Consider the following 23088-nt stretch of genomic DNA (forward strand, 5'->3'; position numbering starts at 1 on the left):
GATGACCGGGCGCCGCAAGCTGCTCGTGGGCGGGCTCGCACTCGCCCTGCTGATCGCCGCCGGAGTCGTCGGCGTACGCGCCACCGGCTCGGGCGGCACCCGCGTCACCGCCTACTTCGACCGGGCCGTCGGCATCTACGCCGGATCCGACCTGCGGATCCTCGGGGTGCGCGTCGGCACGGTCGACTCCGTGCGGCCCGAGGGCACCCGGGTGCGGGTGACGCTCGACGTGGACGACGGGGTGAAGGTACCGGCCGACGCGCGGGCCGTCGCCGTCGCGCCCAGCATCGTCGCCGACCGGTACGTACAGCTCACGCCCGCCTACACCTCCGGACCCGTCCTGCACGACGGGGCGAAGCTGCCCGCGTCCCGCAACCGCATGCCCGTAGAGGTCGACCAGCTCTACGACAGCGTCACCGAACTGAGCAAGGCGCTCGGCCCCGGCGGCGCCAACGCCGAAGGCGCCCTGTCCGGGCTGCTCGACACCGGGGCGAAGAACCTCAAGGGCAACGGGACCGCGATGGGCGACAGCATCGAGCAGTTCGGCAAGGCCGCGAAGACGCTGAACGGCAGCAGCGACGACCTGTTCACGACCCTCGCCCAGCTCCAGTCCTTCACCACGATGCTGAAGGAGAAGGACGGCGGGGTGCGCACCGCCCAGGAGAACCTCGACGACGTCACCGGCTACTTCGCCGACAACAAGGACGACCTCGCGGGCGCCCTGAAGGAACTCGGCGCGGCCCTCGGCCAGGTCAAGACCTTCATCAAGGACAACCGGGGCGAACTGAAGGCGAACGTCGACCGGCTCGTGCCCCTCACCCAGACACTGGTCGACCAACGGGCGTCCCTGGCCGAGGCGCTGGACGTGGCGCCGCTGGCCGCCGGCAACGTCGTGGGCGCGTACAACCCCGAGGCCCGCACCCTCGACGGCCGCGCCAACCTCAACGAACTGAGCATGGGCGGCCCGCTGCTGCCACTGCCCGCGGTCGGCGGTGACCAGTGATGGCGACCTCCCGGCGGACCAGGATCCGCACCGGCGCGATCGCCGTGGGCGCGCTCTCCATCACGACGGCCTTCCTCCTGACCATCGGCGTCATCTCCGTGCCGACACCGTCGTTCGGCGGCGTCGCCGACCTGCCGCTGCCCGGCGGCGCCGACCTCGGCTCCCACCCGTACACGATCACCGCCGACATGAAGGACGTGCTGAGCCTCGTCCCGCAGTCGGCGGTGAAGGTGAACGACGTCGCGGTGGGCCGCGTCACCGACATCTCGCTGTCCGGCAAGGACAGCTGGTCCGCACGCGTGACGATGCGGCTCAACGGCGACGTACGCCTGCCGGCGGACACCGGCGCCCGGCTCGAACAGTCCAGCCTGCTCGGCGAGAAGTACGTCCAGCTCGTCCCGCCCAAGGACGGCACCGGCTCGCTCGGCGAAGGAGGCCGCATCCCGCTGGCGCGCACCGGCCGCAACTCCGAGGTCGAAGAGGTCTTCGGCGCCCTGTCCCTGCTGCTCAACGGCGGCGGCGTCAACCAGCTCAAGACCATCACCACCGAACTCAACTCCGCCCTCGGCGGCCGCGAGAGCGAGGTCCGCTCCACCCTGCGCCGCGTCAACACCCTCGTCACCGACCTCGACGACCACCGCGGCGACATCACCGCCGCACTCGACGGCGTCAACCGCCTGTCGGCCACGCTCGCGCACCGCAAGGAGGACGTCGGGACCGTGCTCACCGACCTCTCGCCCGGTCTCAAGACCCTGGAGAAGCAACGGGGCTCGCTGATGACGATGCTGCGCTCCCTGGACCGGCTCAGCGGCGTCGCCGTCTCCACCCTCGACGCGGGCAGGGCCGACATGGTCGCCGACCTCAAAGCGATCGCCCCCACCCTCAAGGCGCTCGCCGACTCCGGCAAGGACCTGCCCGACTCGCTCCAGGTGCTGCTCACGTACCCGTTCACCGACGAGGTGCTGCGCGGCATCAAGGGCGACTACCTCAACACGTATCTCGACCTCACGGCCGCACCCGGTACGACCCTGATCCCACCGCTGACCGAGGACTCCGCCTCCTCGTCGCCGACTCCCACGGCGACCGAGCAGCAGCAGCAGAAGCAGCAGCAGCAGCAGAAGCAGAAGTCGTCGCCACTGCCCCTGCCGTCGAGCGGAGGCACCCGGTGATCACCCTCGCCGTCCGGCTCAAGAACCTCGCGTTCCTCGTCATCGCCGTCCTCGTCCTGGCCTTCCTCGGCATCCGCTACGCCGACCTCGGCCGGTACGTCGGAGCCGCCGACTACTACACCGTCAAGGTGGAACTCCCGCGCACCGGCGGCCTGTTCACCCACTCCGACGTCACCTACCGGGGCGTATCGGTGGGCCGGGTCGGCGCGATCGGGCTGACCTCGGACGGGGTCGTGGCCGACCTGCGCATCAAGAAGTCCGCGCCGGGCATCCCCGACGACGCCAAGGCCGTCGTCGCGAGCCTCTCCGCGGTCGGCGAGCAGTACATCGACCTGCGCCCCGGGCGCGCCGACGGACCCTACCTCGCCGACGGCGCGGTCATCGACCCGGACGCGACGAGCGTCCCGCGTCCCGTCACGGACGTCCTCGCGAGCGTCGACGACCTGACGACGTCGGTGCCGCTGGACTCCCTGCGCACGGTCGTCGACGAGTTCGGCAAGGCCTTCGAAGGGCGCGGGGAGGACCTCCAGCTCCTCCTGGACAACGGCACCGACTTCGTCCAGGCCGCCGACCGGGCGCTGCCCCAGACCACGAAGCTCATCACCGACGGGCAGATCGTGCTGCGCACGCAGGCCGAAGAGGGCCAGGCCATCAAGGACTTCGCGTCCGGGGCGAAGGACCTCGCGGCGACGCTGAAGAACTCCGACGCCGACCTGCGTCAACTGATCATGGCGGCGCCCGAAGCGGCCACCCAGGTCAGCGGCGTGCTCCGGGACATGAACCCCGAACTCGGCGTCGTCCTCGCCAACCTCCTCACCACCTCCGAGGTCGCCGTCACCCGGCAGCGCGGCACGGAGGAACTCCTCGTGAAACTCCCGCAGGCCGTCGCCGCGGGAGCCACGGCCGTCGACGGAAAGAAGGTCAACCTCGGCATGGCGGTCACCTTCTTCAAACCCCTGCCCTGCACGGCGGGCTACTCCGGTACGAAGTACCGCCTCGGTACGGACCTCAGCGCGGCGCCAGCCCTCAACACGGGCGCCCGCTGTACGGCACCGCCGTCGAGCGGGACCGGCGTACGCGGCTCGGCGAACGCGCCGCGGGGCGGCGCCGTACCGGAGCCCGCCCGGCCCGGGGCACTGTCACTGCCGTCGGTCACGGAGTCCGGGGCGACCTCGTCCTCCGGCATGCCGGGCCTGCTCGGCCTGAACTCCCGCACAGGGAGCGGTTCATGATGCGTCGGGCCCTCGCGGGGGTGGGGCTCGCCGCGGCGCTCGCACTGTGCGGGACGGGTGCCTGGTCGTACGCGCAGGCGCGGGGGGACGACGACCTCGCGTACGGCCGGGCACGGGACGCGGCGCTCGCCGACGGGCGCGCCGCCGTCGCGACGCTCTCCACCCTGGACGCGTCGACGGCGGCGCACGCCCGGGCCGGGGTGACCACGTGGAAGAGCGTCACGTCGGGCCCGCTCCGTACCCAGCTCGGCCGCCTGACCCCGGCCGCCGGGGCGTCCTCGCGCGGCGTCGTCACGGACGCGGCGATCACCGCGCTCGACGACCGGGCCGGCACGGCGAAGCTCATCGCCACGGTCCGGGTGGAGACGACCCCGAAGGGCGCGTCGTCGGCATCGGACTCGGCATCGGACTCGGCCTCGCCGGAGCGCAAGCGCCTGGAGGCGGTCCTGGCCCGTGCCACCGACGGCACATGGAAGGTGAAGACACTCACCGCGGTACCGGTGACGGAGGTGTCCGGATGACGGCGGAGACGGCTACGGAACTGGAGTCGGGCACGGAGTTGGAGTCGGGGCCGGAGGCGGGGACGGAGTCGGAGTCCGGTGAACGTCCGGGCGGGCGTCGCGCGTCCTGGACGCGGTTCCAGCGGTTCCTGAGAGGGCTCTTGCGGGGTCGGCGCGGCACCGTCGGGATCGCGGCCGGGGCCGTCCTGCTGGCCGCCGGGGGAGGCGTGTTCCTGTACGAGGCCCATGAGCTGCGCAGCGCCCCCGCCGCCGGGAACCACGCGCTGACGGACGTCGAGGCGACCACCCGGGTCAACGGGGACGTGAGCAGTGCTCTCGCCAAGGTGTTCTCGTACGCGCCCGGCGGCACCGACGCCACCGAGCGCTCGGCCCGCACCGTGCTGTCCGGGCAGGCCGCGCGGCAGTACGAGCAGCTCTTCGCCCAGGTCAGGGAGAACGTCAGCAGCCAGCACGTCACGCTCACCACCCAGACCGTGCGCGTCGGCACCGTCAGCCTGCGCGGCGACACCGCCCACCTCCTCGTCTTCCTCGACCAGACCGCCCGGCGCGGCACGAAGAAGCCCACGACGTCCGCCGCCCAGCTGTCCGTCACCGCCCGGCTCCACGACGACGTCTGGCAGATCGTCGACATAAAAGCCCGATGAACCCGATGGATCCGATGAACCCGATGAAAGGGGCGCGCATGTACCGGGTCACGCAGCCGCTGCTCGTCGCCGCACTGGCACTCACCCTCCTCGCGGGCGGCATCGCCGCGTGGGCCGGCTGGTCCTGGTACGGCGCCGCCCACGACGACGGCGCCGGGTACGCGGCCGCCCGCGACGACGCCCTGGAGGCCGGGGAACAGGCCGTGCAGAACCTCAACACCCTCGATCACCGGAAGCTGGAGCCGGGGCTCGACCTCTGGGAGACCTCCACCACCGGCGACCTGCACAACCAACTCGTAGAGGGCCGGCGGGAGTTCACCAAGCAGGTACAGAGCGCCAAGACCGTCAGCACGGCCAAGGTGCTGTCCGGCGCCGTGACCGAGCTCGACGAACGCGCGGGCCGCGCCCGCGTCATGGTCGCCCTGCGCGTCACCGTACGGGCCTCCGGGCAGCAGGCCACCGACAAGGACAGCCGCATGCTCGGCGAACTCACCCGCACCGACGGCCACTGGAAGCTCAGCGCCCTCGGCCAGGCGCCGGTCGGCTCCACCGCCACCGCCGACTGACCGGAAAGGACCGAGGGATGTCGACGACGACCCGCCACCACATCAACCGCCAGCGCCGCCTCGCACAACGACCCGCGACCGGGGCCGCCACCACGATCGACACCGCCTCACCGCCCGAGCGGGACGAGGCCGCCACCGAGCCCGAGCGGGACGAGGCCGTCCCGGCGCCCCGGACCCGGGTCGGCGCGGAGCGGGCCGACAGCGCGGAGCGGACCGGGCGCACCGGCCGTCTCCTCCTCGCCGTCCTCTGCCTCCTCACCCTCCTCCTGGGCGGCTTCGCCGGCTGGGCGTACTCCGAGACCCGCGGCCTGAAGGACGACGCGGCGACGGGCAACACCGCCCTCACCGACGCCGCCCGCACCAGCGAGGTCAAGGGGCAGGCGAGCAAGGCCGTGAACGCGCTCTTCTCGTACGACCACGCCAATCCGGGGACCTCGGAGAAGGCCGCCGCCACCTATCTCACCGGCAAGGCCGTCGCCCAGCACCGGGCGCTCCTCGCACCCGTACTCGCGCAGGCGAAGAAGCAGAAGACCGTCGTGACCACCACGGTCACCGACGCCGCGGTGGAGCGCATCGACGGCGACCGTGCCCGCGTACTCGTCTACGCCGACCAGAGCAGCACCAGCACCGCCGCGAAGGCGCAGGACGCCGCGAACTACGCGGGCGCGATGCTCGCCGTCGACCTCGTCCGCAAGGACGGCCGCTGGCTGGTCTCCGCCCTCGACACCTTCGGCGGCAGCTGAGCCGCGCCCGAGCCAGACCAGGACAGACCGGACAGAAAGGGCCCCATGCGAACCCCGCGTACCCGACTGCGCCGCCGCCTGCGTGGCACCGCCGTGGCCGTCGCCGCGACCGCGCTCCTCACGGCGTCCCAAGCGCCCGACATCGTCCGGGAGTTGACCGAAAAGGCCGCCTCGGACAGTGATCCCGTCATCGCCGCGGACTCCGGGCCGCTGCCACGCGTCGACTCCCAGGGCGACGACTCCTACCACACCGAACTCCCGCCCCTGGAAAGCCCGCAGGCCCCGAACATGACGTACCCGGTACGGCAGCTGCGCGCCCAGTCCGGCATACCGGCCACCGTCCTCGCCGCCTACCGCCGCGCCGAGTCCTCCGTCGCCCGCAGCGACCCGGGCTGCCGCCTGCCGTGGCAGCTCCTCGCGGCGATCGGCAAGGTCGAGTCGGGTCAGGCCCGCGGCGGCGACGTCGACGCGCACGGCACCACCCGCCACCGCATCACCGGGCCCGCCCTGAACGGTGACGGCTTCGCCCTGATCCGGGACACCGAGGGCGGCGCCTGGGACGGCGACACCGTGTACGACCGGGCCGTCGGGCCGATGCAGTTCCTGCCCGGCACCTGGCGCCGCTGGGGCGCCGACGGCAACGGCGACGGCCGCGCCGACCCCAACAACATCTTCGACGCCGCCCTAGGCGCCGGGCACTACCTGTGCGCGGGCGACCGCGACGTGAGCACCACGGCCGGCCGGGAGCGGGCCATCCTCAGCTACAACTACTCGCAGGACTATCTCCGGCTCGTCCTGTACTGGCTGGAGTTCTACCGGGAGGGCGTGCACACCGTGCCGGACGGGCGCGGCGTCGTCCCGGCCAGCCCGGGCGCCGGATCCAAGACCCCGGCCACCGAACCCGTGGGGCACGGTGGCGGGGGTGGCGGGGGCGGCATCGTCATCGGACCCGACCCCACGAAGAGCCCGACTCCGCGGCCGAGCACCACGCCGAGGCCCAGCGGCGAGCCGAGCCCGACCCCCGGCCCCTCGGACTCCGCGACCCCGCCCACCCAGCCGCCGACCACACCGCCCCCGACCGATCCGCCCACGACGGACGAGCCGACGACCGAGGAGCCGACCGACCCGGGCACCCCGTCCGACTGCCCCTCCGACAGCGCCTCCCCGACGGACTCGCCCAGCCCCTCCGAGACCCCGGACCCGAGCCCGTCGGACACGCCCTCACCGTGCGGGACACCCACCGCCTGACGCGCCCGGCGACGGGGACCTCTCCCAGCCGGAGCCGATCCGGTAGGTCCCGGCCGCGGGCGCCGTCAGCTCGGTGAACTCGCCCTGCTCGCGTACCTTCAGGCAGCCGCCCTCGGACTTGAGCCAGGGCGAGTACGCGACCCGCAGCGTCGCCGCACCCGCGCGCCGGAAACGGACCGTGACCCGCGCCCCGTCCGAGCTGACGACGGACGCGGGCGCGGAGACCAGCGGCACCGCGTCGCGCACCCGGAACACCTGCCAGTGCGGGTCGCGCCAGACCCGCTCCAAGTAGCCGGGCCCGGCCCGCACGAGCGCGGCCTCCTGCTCGGCGAACCCGTCCGGCTTGCCCTCCGGCAGCACGACGAAGCCGACCGCCCACCGGTCCAGCCAGGCCCGGTACGTACCCGCCGAGAACGTGCCGTCGTAGAACAGCCGCCCGCGCTCGATGTCCAGCTGCCGGTTCCAGCCGCGCGCCATGTTCACGTACGGGGCGAGCCGCGTCGCCTCCCGGTGGTTGCGGGCCGGGATCACCTCGACGCGCGTGCGGTCCGCGCCGAGCCGCCTCAGCTCCCGCACCACGCCGTGCGTCTCGGCCGCCCACGACGGCACGTGCGTCGACACCTCCAGGTCGTCCACCGTCTTCTGCACCACCCACGCCGACGACAGCACCAGCGCGATGACGAGAACCGCCGCCCGCACCCGGGTCACGCCAGGCGCGCGGGCCGCCGCCAGCAGCACCGCGGGCGCCACCAGCTCGGCCAGCCGCTCCACGTTCGTCCCGACGGGCGAGGGGATGAGGTACGTGAGGACCGTGCCGGCCGCGTAGACCACCGCCGCCCACCGCGCCACCCGCCAGCCCCGTGGACCCGCCACCACCAGCGCCAGCGCGAACAGGACCGGCGGCCAGACCCGGTCCAGCGGCATCAACTGCTCACCCTTGAACGGGAACAGCAGCGTCGTCGTCCCCACCACCACCGCCGGCGGCACCAGCAGCGACGCCGCCCGCCGCCAGTCCCGCGCGCCCGCATACCCGGCCCCGACGACCGCGAGGAACAGTCCGGCCACCGGTGACGCCATCGCGGCCAGCGCCCCGCACAGCACCGCCGCCGCGAACCCGCGCCGCCCCCGCAGCGCCACACAGGCGCCGAGCCCGAACGCGACACCGAGCGCGAACGTCGTACGCCCCGACGCCACGTTGCACCACAGCGCCAGGGAGAGCAGGACCGCCGGGACCAGCGGGCGGCCGATCCCGGTCCGTACGACGAGGACGGACCCGAGCCAGGCCGCCGCAAGACCCGACGCCACCGTCACCGGGCGCACGCCGAGCTCCGCCATCAGATACGGCGAGATCAGCGAATAGTTGGCGGTGTGCATACCGCCGTACCAGAACAGGTTGTACGCCGACGCCCCGTGATCGGCGGCGAACCTGGCCCAGGCCTGCTGGGCCGCCAGATCACCGCCGCCGGTCGCCAGGAACAGCGCCCACACCACGTAGAGCGGCAGTGTGGGCAGCGTGGCCAGCAGGGCCACGCGGTGGTGCGCGGCGAGAGTGGGGCGCCGGCGTGCCGGGTGGCGCCCCAGGGGCAGGTCGGCCGTGGCCACGGGTAGCGGTCCGTTCCGTTGCGTTGCGAGTCGCGGGCGTGGGCATGTTCCACGGACGAAGACGCGTATGGCAACGGAAATGTTCAGTCGGTGGCGCAGATCCGGCCGGAGATCTGGTTGTCCATCTGGCCGGAGTTCACCGGCGCGTGGACACCTGTAGTTCCTTCACGCCGTTCAGCCACGCCGCGCGCAGCCGCCGCGGGTCGCCCGCCAGGCGAAGGTCCGGCATCGCGTCGGCGATCGCGTGGAAGATCAGGTCGATCTCCAGGACGGCCAGGGACTTGCCCAGGCAGAAGTGGGGTCCGCCGCCGCCGAAGCCGAGGTGCGGGTTGGGGTCCCGGGTGATGTCGAAGGCGTCGGGGTCCTCGAAGACCTCCGGGTCGTGGTTGGCCGAGGAGTAGAAGATGCCGACGCGGTCGCCCGCCCTGATCTTCTGGCCGCCGAGCTCCGTGTCCTGGGTCGCCGTGCGCTGGAAGGAGACGACCGGCGTCGCCCAGCGCACGATCTCCTCCGCCGTGGTCGACGGGCGCTCCCGCTTGTACAGCTCCCACTGGTCGGGGTGGGTGAGGAACGCGTGCATGCCGTGCGTGATGGCGTTGCGGGTCGTCTCGTTCCCGGCGACGGCCAGCAGGATCACGAAGAAGCCGAACTCGTCCGAGGACAGGTTGCCCTCGTCCTCCGCCGCCACCAGTTGGCTGACGATGTCCTTCGCCGGGCACTGTTTGCGCTCGGCCGCGAGGTTCATCGCGTACCCGACGATCTCCATCGCCGCCTCGGCGCCGATCTCCTCCGTGATCGCGTACTCCGGATCGTCGTACGCCACCATCTTGTTCGACCAGTCGAAGACCCTGGAGCGGTCGTCCTGCGCTATGCCGATCAGTTCGGCTATGGCCTGGAGGGGGAGTTCCACCGCCACGTTCGTCACGAAGTCGAAGGTGCCGTCCGGGCCTGCGTGGCGCAGTGCCGTGGTGACTATGTCGTGGGCGCGGGTGCGCAGCGCCTCCTCCAGGGACCTGATCGCGCGTGGCGTGAAGCCGCGCTGCACTATCTGGCGTACGCGCGTGTGCTCCGGCGGGTCCATGTTCAGCATGATCATCTTCTGGACCTCGATCTGGTCACGCTGGATCGAGGAGTTGAAGCGGATCACGGCCGTGTTGAGGTTGGAGGAGTACAGCTCCGGATGCGTCGAGACGTACTTGACGTCCGCGTGCCGGGTCACCGCCCAGTACCCCGCGTCGGCGAAACCGGAGATCCCCGGCTCCTGTGCGATCCAGCGGACCGGTTCGGTCTGCCGCAGCCGGGCGAACTCCGGGTAGGGCACGCGGTCTTGCAGCAGATCGGGGTCGGTGAAGTCGAACCCGTCGGGCAGCGCGGGGCACGGCATGGGTCTCTCCCGAGTGTTCTGACAGTCCGTCAGGTATGGCTCGAAAGGTAGTAACGCGTTCTAGAAGTGGCAAGGGCCGCGGGTGTGTCGGTTCCGTGCGCGGTGCTTGCACGCCCCTTGCGTACCCGGGGTAATCACATCGAGACTGCACGGAGAACTGGTACGCGTTCTAGTTTCGCGTGCGGGGGTGTGCGAGGTGCGTACGGGTGCGTGCCGGTTCTGTCCTGCTGGTCCGGGAAGCGTGGAAGGACGACCGTCATGGCAGCCGAGCCCGTCATCGTCGAAGCCGTACGTACGCCGATCGGCAAGCGCGGGGGAGCGCTGGCCAACCTCCATCCCGCGTATCTGCTCGGGGAGACGTACCGCGAACTCCTCGGGCGCACCGGCATCCACGCGGACTGCGTCGAACAGATCGTCGGCGGGACCGTCACCCACGCGGGCGAGCAGTCCATGAACCCCGCGCGCACCGCCTGGCTCACGATGGGCCTTCCCTACGAGACCGCCGCCACGACCGTCGACTGCCAGTGCGGGTCGTCCCAGCAGGCCTCGCACATGACCGCCAACATGATCGCGGCCGGCGTCATCGACGTGGGGATCAGCTGTGGCATCGAAGCCATGTCCCGGGTGCCGCTCGGCTCCGGATCCAAGCACGGGCCCGGAAAGCCGTTCCCCGACGAGTGGAACGTGGACCTTCCGAACCAGTTCGAGGCCGCCGAACGTATCGCCCGCAGAAGGGGGTTGACCCGGGAGAACGTCGACTCCCTCGGGCTGATCTCGCAGGAGCGGGCCGCCGTCGCCTGGGCCGAGGAGCGCTTCAAGCGCGAGACCTTCGCTGTGCAGGTCCCCACGACCGAGGAGGAGCAGGCCGCAGGGCAGGGCATGTGGCGGCTCGTCGACCGGGACGAAGGGCTGCGCGACACCACCATGGAAGGGCTGGCCGGGCTGAAGGCCGTCATGCCCACCGCGGTGCACACCGCCGGGAACTCGTCCCAGATAAGTGACGGCGCCGCCGCCATCCTGTGGGCCTCGAAGCGGATGGCCCGCGCCCTGAAGCTCAGGCCGCGGGCGCGGATCGTGGCGCAGGCGCTGGTCGGCGCCGATCCGCACTACCACCTGGATGGGCCGGTGGACGCCACCCGCGCCGTGCTCGGCAAAGCCGGTATGTCCCTCAAGGACATCGACCTCGTCGAGATCAACGAGGCGTTCGCGTCCGTGGTGCTGAGCTGGGCCCAGGTCTTCGAGCAGGATCTGGAGAAGGTCAACGTGAACGGCGGGGCCATCGCCCTCGGGCATCCGGTGGGGGCCACCGGAGCGCGGCTCATCGCCACCGCCTTGCACGAACTGGAGCGGCGGGACAAGGAGTTCGCCCTCATCAGCATGTGCGCGGGCGGGGCGCTTGCCACCGGGACCATTATTCAGCGGCTCTAGGGTTTCGGTGCTGAGTGCTGAGTGCTGAGTGCTGAGTGCTGAGTGCTGAGTGCTGGGTGCTGAGTGCTGAGTGCTGGGTGCTGGGTGCTGGGTGCTGGCAGGGGGTGGTGCCGGCCCCGTCAGTACCAGCCGTTGGCCTGCCAGTGCGACCACGCGCCGCAGGCGCTGCCGTAGCGGTCGTTCATGTAGTCGACGCCCCACTTGATCTGCGTCTCGGGGTTCGTCTTCCAGTCCGAACCTGCCGACGCCATCTTGTTCGCGGGCAGCGCCTGCACCAGCCCGTACGCGCCGGTCGAGGCGTTCGTCGCCTTCGGGTTCCAGCCGCTCTCGTGCGACACGATCTTGTCGAAGCAGTTGAACTGCGCCGAGTCCCGGATCTGCTCGTGCGCGATCGCCTTCGCGGATGTGGAGGCGGACGCGGCCTGGGCCGGTGCCGACGCGAAGAACATGCCGGTCGCGGCCGTCGCGATCGTGGCGGCGGCGAGCGCCTTCTTCGGGGTGGCTGCGCGGCGGAGGAGCGTGGCGGACAAAGCGAGGGCCTTCCGTGGGGAGCGGGGGTGTCGGCCGGCGGCGGGGTGTGTGCCCTGCGCTCGGCGACTGCTCCACAGAAACAGGCCCTCGGGGTGTTCCGCAAAGACCCCCTTTGCTAGTTGGGGTCGTATGTGGGCGTTATGTCCCTTATGTGGCTGGGTCTCCTGTGCAGGTCGGAGGGGGGGCGGGGGGCTTTGTGGTCCCGGGCGTCTCCTACGAAGCCGAGTAGTACGTGACCCACGTCATGTGCGTGGCTTCACCCCGGGCCTCTGTCGAATGTGACCTGTGCCTCGAACGCCGCCCGTCGTGTCGCCCGGCGCAACGCCTTGAGGACCGCTGCCCCGGCCGTGAGCGTCAGGACCACCGTGAGCGCCGCCCGGCCCAGGTCCCAGCCCAGGGACGTGGCCAGGCAGTACGCGGCGAAGCGGGCCAGGTTGTCGGGGAGCGACGCGTCCGGCTGGTACGCCACGGAGGACGCCAGGGCGTTCATGAACGGCCAGCCGGCCAGGTTCATGATCGTGCCGTACGCGAAGGCGGCGAGGAAGCCGTAGGCGGCGAGCATCGCCCGCTCGGGGAGGTTGCGGAGGCGGTGGGGGGCCGGGAGCAGGCCCGCGCCCATCGTGAACCAGCCCATGGACAGCATCTGGAACGGCATCCAGGGGCCGACCCCGCCGGTGAGCAGGGCCGAGGCGAACATGCTGAGCGAGCCCAGGACGAAGCCGAATCCCGGGCCCAGGACCCGGCCGCTGAGCACCATGAGGAAGAACATCGGCTCGATGCCGGCCGTGCCCGCGCCGATGGGGCGCAGGGCGGCGCCTGCGGCGGCCAGTACGCCCAGCATCGCCACCGCCTTGGGGCCCATGCCGGACTCGGAGATCGTGGCGGCGACCACGGCCACGAGGAGGACGAGGAGGCCCGCGAAGAGCCAGGGTGCGTCCTGGGCGTGGGCGTTCACCTGGGAACCGGGGCCGGTGATCAGCGGCCAGCCGATGGCCACGATGCCCACGGCGCTCACCAGGAGCAGGGCGGCGATGGAGCGTGGGCCGAGGCGGACCGGGTTGGCGCGGTCCCTGTCGTGGTGGGGGGCGGGGCCGGGCCGGGGCGCCTCCTCGGCCGGTTCGGTCTCGTCGCCACCGGACGCCGAAGGCGGGTGATCCGGGATGCGGTGCCTGCGGAGTCCTGCGGGGGCACCCCGGCCCGGCCCCTCCTGTCTCGTACGCGGCTGCGGGCGCGGTTGCCCGTTCCCGGCCGTCATGACAGGGCCTGCGCTACCTGGCTCACGGTGAGCCACTGTTGTGGGGCCAGGATCTTGGACACCTGGGGGGCGAAGGAGGGGGAGGATGTGACGATCTCCGGGGTCGGGCCGTCCGCGACGATCTCGCCGTCCGCCAGGATCGCCACCCGGTGCGTCAGCTCCGCCGCCAGCTCCACGTCGTGCGTCGCCATGATGATCGCGTGGCCGTCGGCCGACAGGTCGCGCAGGATCGTGACCAGGCGGGACTTCGCCGCGTAGTCCAGGCCCCGCGTCGGTTCGTCCAGGAGGAGGAGGGGCGGGGCCGCCGCCAGGACGATCGCGAGGGCGAGAGTGAGGCGCTGACCCTCGGAGAGGTCTCTGGGGTGCGTGTCCTGTGCGATGCCGGGGAGGAGGTCCGTCAATAGCGTGCGGCAGGTTCCGGGTGGTGCTGACGCGTCCCTGTCCGCCGCCGTGCACTCCGCCGCCACCGTGTCCGCGCAGAGCAGGTCCCGGGGCTCCTGCGGGACCAGTCCCACCTTGCGGATCAGGTCTCGTGGCGAGAGCTGGTGCGGGTGCTCCCCGGTGAGTGTGGCCGAGCCCGTCGTCGGCTTGATCATGCCCACGAGTGTGGAGAGCAGCGTGGACTTGCCCGCCCCGTTGCGCCCCATGAGGGCGACGATCTCGCCGGGCGCAATCGTGATGTTCACGTTGCGCAGGGCTTCCACCCGGCCCCTGCGCACCCCCAGTTTTCGCGTGACGGCCAGACCGGTGTCCCGGTCCGTCGCAGCGGGGACGCGCTTCGGTGACGGGCTCAGGTCGGTCAAGCGGGTCCGCATGTCTGTCGCCGCTCTGCGTGCGTCGCGGACCGTCAGGGGGAGTGGGGTCCAGCCCGCCAGTCGGCCCAGGCCCACCACCGGGGGGTACACCGGGGAGTCGGCCATCACCGTGGCCGGGTCGCCTACCTGTAGGGGCTTGCCCGGTGCGGGGAGCAGCGCCACCTGGTCCGCGTACTGGATCACCCGTTCCAGGCGGTGCTCCGCCATGAGGACCGTGGTGCCCAGGTCGTGGACCAGGCGCTGGAGGACCGAGAGGACCTCCTCGGCCGCCGCCGGGTCCAGTGCGGACGTCGGTTCGTCCAGGACCAGGACCTTGGGGTGCGTGGTGAGGACCGAGCCGATCGCCACCCGCTGCTGCTGTCCGCCCGACAGCGTTGCTATCGGGCGGTCGCGGAGGGTGGCCAGGCCCAGGAGGTCCAGGGTCTCCTCCACGCGGCGGCGCATGACCGGAGGCGTCAGGCCCAGTGACTCCATGCCGTACGCCAGCTCGTCCTCGACCGTGTCCGTGACGAAGTGGGCCAGCGGGTCCTGGCCCACCGTGCCGACGACATCGGCCAGTTCGCGCGGCTTGTGCGTACGGGTGTCCCGGCCCGCGACCGTGACCCGGCCGGTGAGCGTGCCCCCGGTGAAGTGCGGGACGAGTCCGCTGACCGCCCCGAGGAGGGTCGACTTGCCGACCCCGGACGGGCCCGCCAGCAGCATCAACTCGCCCTCGGGGACCGTGAGTTCGATGCCGGTGATGGTGGGCTGTGCGGCGTCGTCGTAGCGTACGGAGACGTTCTCGAAGTGGATCACTGTGTCGCCTCCGGCGGCTGCTTGGTCGTGGGGTGCGGGGCCGGGGCGACGAACGCCGGGAGCAGGCCGAGCAGGATGCCCGCCGCCGGCCACAGCGGCAGGGTCGGTGCCGTCAGGGGGACGACCTGGGGTTGCAGCGCCGCCGGGTCCTGCGTGCCCGTCCAGATCATGACCGCGGCGACCGCCGCCCCGGACGCCGCGATCAGCCATGCCCGTACGCCCCAGACGTCCGGGCGGTACCGGGTGCGGACCGAGCGGCGGCCGCCCAGCCACAGGCCCCCGAGCGCCGACGCCACCCCGATGAGGAGGACCGGCAGGGCGTAACCCGCGCCGTCCGTCGCCAGGAGGCCGTAGGTTCCCGCGCAGACCCCGATCAGGCCGGCCAGGGTCAGGGTGGCGGTGGTGCGGCGGATGGCGGGGGGCACCTTCGCCGTGCGGCCGTAGCCGCGGGCGTCCATGGCCGCCGCCAGCGACACCGAGCGTTCCAGCGCGCCCTCCAGTACCGGGAGCCCTACCTGGAGCAGGCCGCGCAGGCCGCTGTCCGGGCGGCCCCGCAGGCGGCGGGCCGCGCGCAGGCGGCGTACGTCCGCGATCAGGTTCGGGGCGAACGTCATCGCCACGACGACCGCCACCCCCGCTTCGTAGAGGGCGCCCGGGAGGGACTTGAGGAGGCGGGAGGGGGAGGCGAGGGCGTTCGCCGCGCCCACGCAGATGAGGAGTGTGGCCAGTTTCAAGCCGTCGTAGAGCGCGAAGGCCAGGCCTTCGAGGGTGACCTTGCCGCCGATCCGGACTCCTTGTGCCCAGTCGGGGAGGGGGACCTCGGGGAGTGTGAAGAGGAGGTGCGTGCCGGGGATCGGGGAGCCGAGGAGTGTGGCGAAGAGCAGGCGGATGCCCAGGACCGCGAGGCCCAGTTTGACGAACGCTCCGTACGAGCGCGCCCAGGGTGCCTCGGTCCGTCGCGCCGCCACCACGTAACCGGCGACGCCGATGAGGAGGGCGAGCAGCAGCGGGTTCGTGGTGCGGGACGCCGCGGTGCCGAGGCCCAGCGCCCAGATCCACCAGGCGCCCGGGTGCACGGCGTTGGAACGGTGGGCCCGCGGGGCCCGCAGCGTACGGCCGGTCATCGGATCAGCCGCGGCGGCGCTTGGCCTGCCAGATCGCGCCGACGCCCAGTACGGCGACGACGGCGACCCCGGCGATGACCCCCACGGAGGGGCCGGAGGAGGACTTCGTGGAGGGGGTGGCGGTGGCGCCGTCCGTGGCGAACGTGGACCCCGTGGACCCCGAGGGCTCCGTCGACTTCTTCGTCACCTGTTCGCCGCAGCCCGTCTCCGGGTAGCCGGCGATGGCGCACAGCAGCGCGTTGCTGTTGTAGCGCAGCGGCTTGGCGACCGAGGCCAGCGCGTCCGCGGACGTGGCATCCTCGTCCAGTTGCGCGCAGGCCGTGCGGAGCTTCGGCGGGGTCTCGACGCCGGGCGCGTCCTGCGCCGTGCCGAAGTCGATGACGAGGGCGACGCGCTTGTCGCCGCCCTTCGCCGGGGTGCCGGCGCAGATGGTGTCGAAGTCGGCGGTGCCGCGCGGCTGCGTGGCGTCTTTGGAGTCCGCGCTGACCGAGAACCGGAAACCCTGCACGTCGCCGTCGGACGGGGTGGTGCCGGACGGGCCCATCGACGCGTACGTCCACGCGTCGCCGGTCCGCTCCCAGAACGACCAGTAGCGGTAGCCCGCCGCCTGGGCCGGGGCCGCGGTCAGCCCGAGGAGCGCGAACAGCAGGCCCAGGACGAGCCCGGCCGTCGCCTTCGTACGCGTCACAGCTGCTGCTTCTTGCGTCCGCTGATCAGGAAGCCCGCGCCGACGGCGGCGACGAACATGACGCCGACGATCCACCAGGTGCCCAGGCCGCCGCCGTCGCTCTTGTCGTCCTTCTTGTCCTGGCTCTCGTCGGCGGACTTCGCGGAGGCGGGCGCCGGGCCGGTCTTGTTCAGGGCGCTGACCAGGTCGGTGCCGCCGAAGTCGTGCGGGTCGTTGCCGGTGGCGTGCGCGGCGAAGATCAGCTGGGCGTAGGCCGCGGGGCCGGACTGCACGGCCCAGGCCCTGGCGTTCTTCTCCAGCCAGGCGTACGGGTCCTTCGTGTACTTGATGCCCTCGGCGGCGGCGACCGCGGTGACCGCGTCCGCGGTGTTGCCGTAGTCGGGCTGGTCCTCGGCTCCGGCGAGCTGGGACTTCAGGTACAGGTGGGTGGAGAGCTGGTTCTGGAGGTAGACGGCGCCGTTGTGCGCGAGGTCGTCGGGCGTCTTGCCGTCCTCACACGTGTACGCGTCCGGGGCCTTGCCCCTGTCCGGCGCGAAGCCGGAGCCGAGGGCGCCGAGGACACCGGCCGCGGTGGCGTCGGCGTTCGCCGCGAGCTTGCCCTTCTTGTCGGGCTGGTAGGCGACGGCGCCGGCGCTCTTGCCGTCGGAGCAGGGCAGGGCGAGCGAGGCGAGGGCGTCGAGGCCGGACTTGCCGGGGCCCGTCTTCACGTCGGCGGGCTTCTGGCCCGCGGCGGCGAGCGCGCCCAGCACGACGGAGGTGGAGTTCGCGTCGCTGGCGCCGCCGGGGTTGTAGCCCCAGCCGCCGTCGTCGTTCTGGTTCTTCTTCAGCCAGTCGACGCCCTTGGAGACCTCGCCGTCCCGGCCGCCGACCGCGACCAGGGCCTGCACGGCGGCGGCCGTGCTGTTGCTGTCGAGGGGCGTCTTGGCGTCGCACGCCTTGCCGGGCTCCGCGCGGAAGGCGGCGAAGCCGCCGTTGTCGCACTGCTGCCCGGAGAGCCAGGCGACGGCCTTGCCGGCCGGCTTCACACCGGCCGTGTCCTGGGCGACGAAGGCGAGCGACTGCCGCCACACGCCGTCATAGGTGGGGTCGGACTTCCCGTAGAGCCCCGACGGCACGACGGTCTTCGGCGAGGAGGAAGCCGAGGGGGAGACACTGTCCGCGACCGAGGCCTGCGCGCTCACGGCGCCGATCACGACGGTCGCGGCGACGAGCGCGGCGCTGCGGCGAATGTTCATGGTGGGGCGGGTGCCTCTCCCTGTGGGGGAGCCGGGCGGCACGGCACACGTGGGCACCGGGCGGCTCCAGCCCCGTATGCCTCGACGGTCCTGAGCCGATCACGACGCGTCCGAGGCATTCCGGCTGGTACGGACTGGGGTCTTCCCTGCTCGAGCGAAGCCGAGAGCTTGGGGAAGGGATCAGCGCCGGACTCGCACCGGCTTCCCCACGCACGCGCATATGACGACCCACCCACTGTACCGGCCCCCGCCCGCCCGACCCCGGGGAGGCCGAGCGCCGCTCAGGGGCGCGGGGAACGGCGCGAACACGGCAAGCGCCCCGCACGGTGCAGCCGCCTGACGGGAGCCCCGCTGAGGGGCGCGGGGAACGGCGCGAGCAACCACGATGCTCCCGCACCCGCGAATGCACCCCTTCAGGGGCGCGGGGAACGGCGCAAACAGCCCCCACGGACCCGCACCGCTCAACCGGCCCCGACGACAGCCACCCAGGGGCGCGGGGAACGGCGCAAACAGCCCCAACGGACCCGCACCCCTAAACCAGCCCCGGCGAAGCCCTACCGCACGTCGACCGGCCCGTCATCATCCCCCCGCGGCGCCCCCAAATACCGCTCGATCACCGCACCGGGCGCAGCCACCCCGTCCTGCCCGCTCAAATTCTTCCGGACCGAGTCGAGGATCGTCAGCCCCTGCCCGACCAGCCCGGCGGCGATCTCGCCGAGCCCGTCCGCCCCGTTCAGCACATTCACGTTCGCCCCGGCAAGACCGGCGGACGCCTCCTTCACGATCTGCGGCAGCTGATCGATGAGCATCCGGTCCAGCGCGACCCGGTCGTACGACGCCGCCGCCTCCGCCTGGATCTTCATCCGCTCGGCCTCGGCCAGGGCCAGGACACGGATCCGCTCCGCATCGGCCTGCGCCGGCTTCACGATCTCGGCGACCAGCTGCTTCTCCCGCAACTCGGCCTGCTTGAGCGCGAGTTCGGTCTGCGCCTCGAGGACCTCCTGCTGGGCGCGGGCCAGCGCCAGCGGCCCGGCCTGGTCCGCCATCGCCTTGGCGCGGTCGACCTCCGCGCTGTACTCGGCCTGCACGATCGCGGTCTGCCGCGCGTACTCGGCCTGCTTGCGGGCCGCCGCCTGCTCGGCTTCCGTGGAGGCTTGTGTGGCCTGCGCCTGAGCGATCTGCGCGGCGCGCTGGATGTTGGCCTTGTGCGGGCGGGACATCGCCTCGATGTACCCGGTGCTGCCGTCGTCGATGGACTGGATCTGCAGCGAGTCGACGTGCAGGCCGATCTTGGCCATCTCGGCCTTCGAGGTGTCGAGGACCTCCGTCGCCAGCTTCTGGCGCTCGGTGACGATCTCCTCGACGGTCATCGAGCCGATGATGGAGCGGAGGTGGCCCGCGAAGATCCGCCCGGTCAGGACGGACATCTGCTCCTGGTCGGAGAGGAAGCGCTGGCCCGCGTTGACGATCGACTCGTGGTCGTTGCCGACCTTGAACGCGATGACGGCGCGCACGGTCAGGGCGATGCCCTGCCGGGTCACGCACTTCTCCACCACTTCCGACTCGCTCATGGCGAGGGAGAGGAAGCGGGTCTTGCGGAAGACGGGCAGGACGAACTTTCCGTGCCCGGTGACGACACGGAACGGCGCTCCCCCAAGTCCCCGCCTGCCGCCCGAGATCAGCATCGCCTCGTCGGGTGCGGGAACGCGATATCCGAACATCCCTGTGGTCTCCTTCAGCGGGCGCCGCCGCCGTCGCCGGGCGACGGGCCGAGCGGTGGGTCGAGCAGTGGATCGCTCCACGCCATGACGGAGACCTGCCGGTGTCCCAGGGACTCCACGACCAGTACGGTCGCACCCCGTGTCAGCGGCTCGTCGGAGTACGCGATGAACGTCTCCGTGCCGCCTCTGACCCGCACCAGCACCTCACCCGGCCCGCCGGCCCCACGTGTGCCGACGACCAGTTCCCCCGTACAGCCGATCACAGCCTCGTCCGGCGCCATCGGCGGCTGCCCCCTTGTCGTTCCAGCTCGTATGAGCCCTTGAAGGCCAGACCCTACGCCCGCGTCCGGCGGCAAACTATCCAGGTGAGGCAAAGATCCGCGCTCGTCAGGAGGTCGCCACATACGTCACCGGATCGCTTCCGGCGACCGTCTCCGCGCGGCCCAGTTTCACCAGCCGGCGCAGGTGGGCCTCCGCCTCGGAGACGGCGATGTTCCGTGAGCCGTAGGGGATGTCGGCCCAGGGCCGGTTCCACTCCATGCGCTCCGCGAGCTGCCACGGCGTGAGCGGGGTGGCCAGCAGGGCCCGCAGGTCGGTGAGGCGGGACTCGTGGTGCTCCAGCAACTCCCGTACGCGGGCGGGCGCGTCGGTGAAGGGATGCTGGTGCGCGGGGAGCACCTCGGCGGGGGCGAGGCGGCCGACGCGCTCCAGGGAGTCGAGGTAGTCGCCGAGCGGATCGGTGGAGCCCTCCTCGACGGCCGGGTCCTCGTACAGGCCGATGTGCGGGGTGATGCCGGGCAGGACGTGGTCGCCGGAGAAGAGGCGGCCGTTGCCGGGCAGGCCCGCGGGGTGGGCCTCCTCCAGGTGCAGGCAGAGGTGGCCGGGGGTGTGGCCGGGCGTCCAGATCGCGCGCAGTCTGCGGCCGGGCAGGTCCAGGAGGTCGCCGGGGGTGACGGTGCGGTCGGGCAGGGCCGGGTCGAGTCCGGGCAGGCGGCGCGGGCGGCCCGCCTCGGCGGCGGCGAGCAGCGGTGCCACGTGGGCCTCGGGGGCCCCGGCCGCCGCGAGTTTGGCGCCCATGTACGCGTACCAGCGCGAGGGCGGGTTCTCACGGGTGCGGCGTACCACCGCGGCATCCGCCTCGTGCATCGCGATCCACGCCCCGGACGCCTCGCGGACCTTCGCGGAGAGGCCGTGGTGGTCGGGGTGGTGGTGGGTGATGAGGACGCCGGTGAGGTCGGTGACCGTGGTGCCGCATGCGGTGAGGCCCGCGGTCAGCGCGGCCCAGGACGTCGGGTCGTCCCATCCGGTGTCGATGAGGACGGGGCCCGCGTCGGTGTCCAGGAGGTGGATGAGGGTGTGGCCGAGCGGGTTGTCGGGGATCGGTACGCGGATGCTGTGCACGCCTCCGCCGTGGTCGGTCACCTGGGTTGCCTGCGCCATGGGCCCGCCTCTCCCTGTCGTCCCGAACTGCCAGCACTGTAATGGAACTTGTAGAACTTGTTTCAATGGTTGCCCCGGTCGACCTGCTCGGCGGCCGTCGCCCCTCGCCCGCCGCTCGTCTTCCGCATCGCAACTGGAACTGGTATCAGTTCTGATGCAGCGTCAGAAACCGTACCCAGGACGCCTCACGGAAGCGGAAGTCGCCATGACCGAGCTCGTGGAACACGGACAGCTGTTCATCGGCGGGGAGTTGACCGACCCCCTCGGCAAGGACGTCATCGAGGTCGTCTCCCCGCACACCGGCGAGGTCTTCGGACGGGTGCCGCACGCCGCGCCCGCCGACGTGGACCGCGCCGTCGCCGTCGCGCGCCGCGCCTTCGACGAGGGGCCCTGGCCGCGTATGAGCCTCGACGAGCGGATCGCCGTCGTCTCACGGATCAAGGACGCCATCGCCGTTCGCCATGAGGAGATCGCCAAGGTCATCTCGCGGGAGAACGGCTCCCCCTACTCGTGGTCGGTGCTCGCCCAGGCCCTCGGCGCGATGATGGTGTGGGACTCCGCGATCGGCGTCGCGCGCGCATTCACGTACGAGGAGACCCGCGACGGCGCCCTCGGGAAGCTCCTCGTGCGGCGCGAGCCGGTCGGGGTCGTCGCGGCCGTCGTGCCGTGGAACGTGCCGCAGTTCGTGGCCGCCGCCAAGCTCGCGCCCGCCCTCCTCGCCGGCTGCACCGTCGTGCTGAAACCGTCGCCGGAGTCGCCCCTGGACGCGTACATCCTCGGTGACATCGCCAAGGAGGCCGGGCTGCCGGAGGGGGTGCTGTCCATCCTTCCCGCCGACCGCGAGGTGAGCGAGTACCTGGTCGGGCATCCCGGCATCGACAAGATCTCCTTCACCGGGTCCGTCGCCGCCGGCAAGCGGGTGATGGAGGTCGCGGCCCGTCATCTGACGCGCGTGACCCTGGAGTTGGGGGGCAAGTCCGCCGCCGTCGTACTGCCCGACGCCGACGTCGAGTCGACCGTCGCCGGGGTCGTGCCCGCCGCCTGGATGAACAACGGGCAGGCCTGCGTCGCCCAGACCCGCATCCTGCTGCCCCGCTCCCGCTACGACGAGTTCGCCGAGGCGTTCACGGCAGCCGCCGCCGCACTCGTCGTCGGTGATCCGCTCGACCCCGCCACCCAGGTCGGCCCGCTCGTCGCGAAGCGCCAGCAGCAGCGCAACCTCGACTACATCCGCATCGGCCAGGAGGAGGGCGCCAAGATCCTCACCGGCGGCGGCGCACCCACCACGGCAGGGCTCGAACACGGCTGGTACGTCGAGCCGACCCTCTTCGGCGACGTCCACAACGGCATGCGGATCGCCCGCGAGGAGATCTTCGGACCCGTCATCTGCCTCCTCCCGTACGGAGACGAGACCGAGGCCCTGAAGATCGCCAACGACTCCGACTACGGGCTCAGCGGCAGCGTGTGGACCAGCGACATCGGACATGGCATCGACATCGCGCGGCAGGTACGCACGGGCACCTACAACGTCAACACCTTCAGCCTCGACATGCTCGGACCCTTCGGCGGCTACAAGAACAGCGGTGTGGGACGGGAGTTCGGGCCCGAGGGCTTCAGCGCCTACCTGGAGCACAAGATGATCCACCTGCCCGCCGGGTACGCACCCGAGGAGGGCTGAGCATGGGCGACCGCTGGCATGTCGAGGTCGACCGGGGCGTGTGCATCGGCTCGGGCATGTGCCTGCACCACGCGCCGGGCGCGTTCCGCCTCGGCACGGCGCGCCAGTCCCACCCCGAGGAGTCCGAGACCGACGCGAACGAGGCGGTCCTGGCCGCGGCGGAGGGCTGCCCCGTCGAGGCGATCGCGATCACGGTCGTCGGCGGGGGTGAACCGGTGTTCCCGCCCGAGGAGTGACACAGGGCCTGTTCGAACGCATAGGAACAA

General features: G+C 71.9%; 22 protein-coding genes. 11 read left to right on the top strand and 11 right to left on the bottom strand.

What is annotated here, in order from left to right; genetic code table 11:
* Position 1: 1 nt before the first annotated feature.
* The 8 genes from ABD366_RS17330 to ABD366_RS17365 are packed head-to-tail and all read left to right on the top strand — an operon-like array spanning position 2 to position 7126.
* Positions 2-1003: an MCE family protein gene (locus ABD366_RS17330; RefSeq protein ID WP_324766757.1), complete on the top strand. Its 1002-nt coding sequence runs from the start codon at positions 2-4 to the stop codon at positions 1001-1003.
* Positions 1003-2172, top strand: a complete 1170-nt coding sequence (locus ABD366_RS17335; protein ID WP_324766722.1) for an MCE family protein — start codon at positions 1003-1005, stop codon at positions 2170-2172. Before ABD366_RS17330 ends, ABD366_RS17335 begins: the two co-directional genes overlap by 1 nt.
* Positions 2169-3404: an MlaD family protein gene (locus ABD366_RS17340; RefSeq protein WP_324766721.1), complete on the top strand. Its 1236-nt coding sequence runs from the start codon at positions 2169-2171 to the stop codon at positions 3402-3404. Before ABD366_RS17335 ends, ABD366_RS17340 begins: the two co-directional genes overlap by 4 nt.
* Entirely contained in the window at positions 3404-3925 is a 522-nt protein-coding gene (locus ABD366_RS17345) for a hypothetical protein (protein WP_324766756.1), read from the top strand. The genes ABD366_RS17340 and ABD366_RS17345 overlap by 1 nt, the downstream gene beginning before the upstream one ends.
* The gene (locus tag ABD366_RS17350) at positions 3922-4569 is read left to right on the top strand and encodes a hypothetical protein (RefSeq protein ID WP_324766720.1); all 648 of its coding nucleotides are present in this window, start codon (positions 3922-3924) and stop codon (positions 4567-4569) included. Before ABD366_RS17345 ends, ABD366_RS17350 begins: the two co-directional genes overlap by 4 nt.
* A 38-nt stretch (positions 4570-4607) precedes the next feature.
* Complete coding sequence (locus ABD366_RS17355) at positions 4608-5135, top strand: nuclear transport factor 2 family protein (RefSeq protein WP_324766755.1); 528 nt, start codon at positions 4608-4610, stop codon at positions 5133-5135.
* A gap of 17 nt (positions 5136-5152) precedes the next feature.
* Positions 5153-5878 carry a hypothetical protein gene (locus ABD366_RS17360; protein ID WP_324766719.1) on the top strand — a complete coding sequence of 242 codons (726 nt, stop codon included), beginning with the start codon at positions 5153-5155 and terminating at the stop codon, positions 5876-5878.
* A 45-nt stretch (positions 5879-5923) separates the two neighbouring features.
* Positions 5924-7126: a lytic transglycosylase domain-containing protein gene (locus tag ABD366_RS17365; protein WP_324766718.1), complete on the top strand. Its 1203-nt coding sequence runs from the start codon at positions 5924-5926 to the stop codon at positions 7124-7126.
* Here the strand turns inward: ABD366_RS17365 and ABD366_RS17370 are convergent.
* Positions 7100-8728 carry a hypothetical protein gene (locus ABD366_RS17370; protein ID WP_411293635.1) on the bottom strand — a complete coding sequence of 543 codons (1629 nt, stop codon included), beginning with the start codon at positions 8726-8728 and terminating at the stop codon, positions 7100-7102. The two genes, ABD366_RS17365 and ABD366_RS17370, sit on opposite strands and share 27 nt — an antisense overlap.
* Before the next feature lie 136 nt (positions 8729-8864).
* Positions 8865-10112, bottom strand: a complete 1248-nt coding sequence (locus tag ABD366_RS17375; protein ID WP_324766717.1) for a cytochrome P450 — start codon at positions 10110-10112, stop codon at positions 8865-8867.
* Between the two features lie 258 nt (positions 10113-10370).
* On the opposite strand from ABD366_RS17375, the gene ABD366_RS17380 reads away from it, so the two are divergent.
* Positions 10371-11540 carry a steroid 3-ketoacyl-CoA thiolase gene (locus ABD366_RS17380; RefSeq protein WP_324766716.1) on the top strand — a complete coding sequence of 390 codons (1170 nt, stop codon included), beginning with the start codon at positions 10371-10373 and terminating at the stop codon, positions 11538-11540.
* Positions 11541-11659: 119 nt separating this feature from the next.
* On the opposite strand, the gene ABD366_RS17385 is transcribed toward ABD366_RS17380, so the two are convergent.
* The 9 genes from ABD366_RS17385 to ABD366_RS17425 form a co-directional block, all read right to left on the bottom strand.
* Complete coding sequence (locus tag ABD366_RS17385; RefSeq protein WP_324766715.1) at positions 11660-12070, bottom strand: aggregation-promoting factor C-terminal-like domain-containing protein; 411 nt, start codon at positions 12068-12070, stop codon at positions 11660-11662.
* 257 nt (positions 12071-12327) lie between these two features.
* Positions 12328-13326, bottom strand: a complete 999-nt coding sequence (locus ABD366_RS17390) for an ECF transporter S component (protein ID WP_324766714.1) — start codon at positions 13324-13326, stop codon at positions 12328-12330.
* A complete protein-coding gene (locus ABD366_RS17395) occupies positions 13323-14936 on the bottom strand; it encodes an ABC transporter ATP-binding protein (protein ID WP_324766713.1) in 1614 nt (537 codons plus the stop codon). The genes ABD366_RS17390 and ABD366_RS17395 overlap by 4 nt, the downstream gene beginning before the upstream one ends.
* Positions 14933-16060: an energy-coupling factor transporter transmembrane component T gene (locus tag ABD366_RS17400; protein ID WP_324766712.1), complete on the bottom strand. Its 1128-nt coding sequence runs from the start codon at positions 16058-16060 to the stop codon at positions 14933-14935. Before ABD366_RS17400 ends, ABD366_RS17395 begins: the two co-directional genes overlap by 4 nt.
* Before the next feature lie 4 nt (positions 16061-16064).
* Positions 16065-16748, bottom strand: a complete 684-nt coding sequence (locus ABD366_RS17405; protein ID WP_324766711.1) for an SCO2322 family protein — start codon at positions 16746-16748, stop codon at positions 16065-16067.
* Positions 16745-17983, bottom strand: coding sequence for an SCO2321 family membrane protein (locus ABD366_RS17410; RefSeq protein ID WP_324766710.1), 1239 nt, complete (start codon positions 17981-17983; stop codon positions 16745-16747). Before ABD366_RS17410 ends, ABD366_RS17405 begins: the two co-directional genes overlap by 4 nt.
* A 554-nt stretch (positions 17984-18537) precedes the next feature.
* Positions 18538-19704, bottom strand: a complete 1167-nt coding sequence (locus tag ABD366_RS17415; protein ID WP_324766709.1) for a flotillin family protein — start codon at positions 19702-19704, stop codon at positions 18538-18540.
* 14 nt (positions 19705-19718) lie between these two features.
* The gene (locus ABD366_RS17420) at positions 19719-19985 is read right to left on the bottom strand and encodes a hypothetical protein (RefSeq protein ID WP_324766708.1); all 267 of its coding nucleotides are present in this window, start codon (positions 19983-19985) and stop codon (positions 19719-19721) included.
* Positions 19986-20091: 106 nt separating this feature from the next.
* On the bottom strand, positions 20092-21144 hold the full coding sequence (locus ABD366_RS17425; protein WP_324766707.1) for a Strvi_7410 family MBL fold metallo-hydrolase: 1053 nt from the start codon (positions 21142-21144) through the stop codon (positions 20092-20094).
* 205 nt (positions 21145-21349) lie between these two features.
* Here ABD366_RS17425 and ABD366_RS17430 point away from each other — a divergent pair, with 205 nt between their 5' ends.
* Both ABD366_RS17430 and ABD366_RS17435 read left to right on the top strand, forming a co-directional pair.
* Positions 21350-22822, top strand: coding sequence for an aldehyde dehydrogenase (locus ABD366_RS17430; protein ID WP_324766706.1), 1473 nt, complete (start codon positions 21350-21352; stop codon positions 22820-22822).
* Positions 22823-22824: 2 nt separating this feature from the next.
* Positions 22825-23058, top strand: a complete 234-nt coding sequence (locus ABD366_RS17435) for a ferredoxin (protein WP_324766705.1) — start codon at positions 22825-22827, stop codon at positions 23056-23058.
* The last annotated feature ends 30 nt before the right edge of the window (positions 23059-23088 follow it).

This window comes from Streptomyces kunmingensis (assembly GCF_039533535.1).
GTDB lineage: Bacteria > Actinomycetota > Actinomycetes > Streptomycetales > Streptomycetaceae > Streptomyces > Streptomyces kunmingensis.

What these genes read in the sequence shown, in the direction of transcription:
- ABD366_RS17330 (WP_324766757.1), top strand. Translation starts at nt 2, where the DNA reads ATGACCGGGCGCCGCAAGCTGCTCGTGGGCGGGCTCGCACTCGCCCTG.
- ABD366_RS17335 (WP_324766722.1), top strand. Translation starts at nt 1,003, where the DNA reads ATGGCGACCTCCCGGCGGACCAGGATCCGCACCGGCGCGATCGCCGTG.
- ABD366_RS17345 (WP_324766756.1), top strand. Translation starts at nt 3,404, where the DNA reads ATGCGTCGGGCCCTCGCGGGGGTGGGGCTCGCCGCGGCGCTCGCACTG.
- ABD366_RS17350 (WP_324766720.1), top strand. Translation starts at nt 3,922, where the DNA reads ATGACGGCGGAGACGGCTACGGAACTGGAGTCGGGCACGGAGTTGGAG.
- ABD366_RS17355 (WP_324766755.1), top strand. Translation starts at nt 4,608, where the DNA reads ATGTACCGGGTCACGCAGCCGCTGCTCGTCGCCGCACTGGCACTCACC.
- ABD366_RS17360 (WP_324766719.1), top strand. Translation starts at nt 5,153, where the DNA reads ATGTCGACGACGACCCGCCACCACATCAACCGCCAGCGCCGCCTCGCA.
- ABD366_RS17365 (WP_324766718.1), top strand. Translation starts at nt 5,924, where the DNA reads ATGCGAACCCCGCGTACCCGACTGCGCCGCCGCCTGCGTGGCACCGCC.
- ABD366_RS17375 (WP_324766717.1), bottom strand. Translation starts at nt 10,112, where the DNA reads ATGCCGTGCCCCGCGCTGCCCGACGGGTTCGACTTCACCGACCCCGAT.
- ABD366_RS17380 (WP_324766716.1), top strand. Translation starts at nt 10,371, where the DNA reads ATGGCAGCCGAGCCCGTCATCGTCGAAGCCGTACGTACGCCGATCGGC.
- ABD366_RS17390 (WP_324766714.1), bottom strand. Translation starts at nt 13,326, where the DNA reads ATGACGGCCGGGAACGGGCAACCGCGCCCGCAGCCGCGTACGAGACAG.
- ABD366_RS17400 (WP_324766712.1), bottom strand. Translation starts at nt 16,060, where the DNA reads ATGACCGGCCGTACGCTGCGGGCCCCGCGGGCCCACCGTTCCAACGCC.
- ABD366_RS17410 (WP_324766710.1), bottom strand. Translation starts at nt 17,983, where the DNA reads ATGAACATTCGCCGCAGCGCCGCGCTCGTCGCCGCGACCGTCGTGATC.
- ABD366_RS17415 (WP_324766709.1), bottom strand. Translation starts at nt 19,704, where the DNA reads ATGTTCGGATATCGCGTTCCCGCACCCGACGAGGCGATGCTGATCTCG.
- ABD366_RS17420 (WP_324766708.1), bottom strand. Translation starts at nt 19,985, where the DNA reads ATGGCGCCGGACGAGGCTGTGATCGGCTGTACGGGGGAACTGGTCGTC.
- ABD366_RS17425 (WP_324766707.1), bottom strand. Translation starts at nt 21,144, where the DNA reads ATGGCGCAGGCAACCCAGGTGACCGACCACGGCGGAGGCGTGCACAGC.
- ABD366_RS17430 (WP_324766706.1), top strand. Translation starts at nt 21,350, where the DNA reads ATGACCGAGCTCGTGGAACACGGACAGCTGTTCATCGGCGGGGAGTTG.
- ABD366_RS17435 (WP_324766705.1), top strand. Translation starts at nt 22,825, where the DNA reads ATGGGCGACCGCTGGCATGTCGAGGTCGACCGGGGCGTGTGCATCGGC.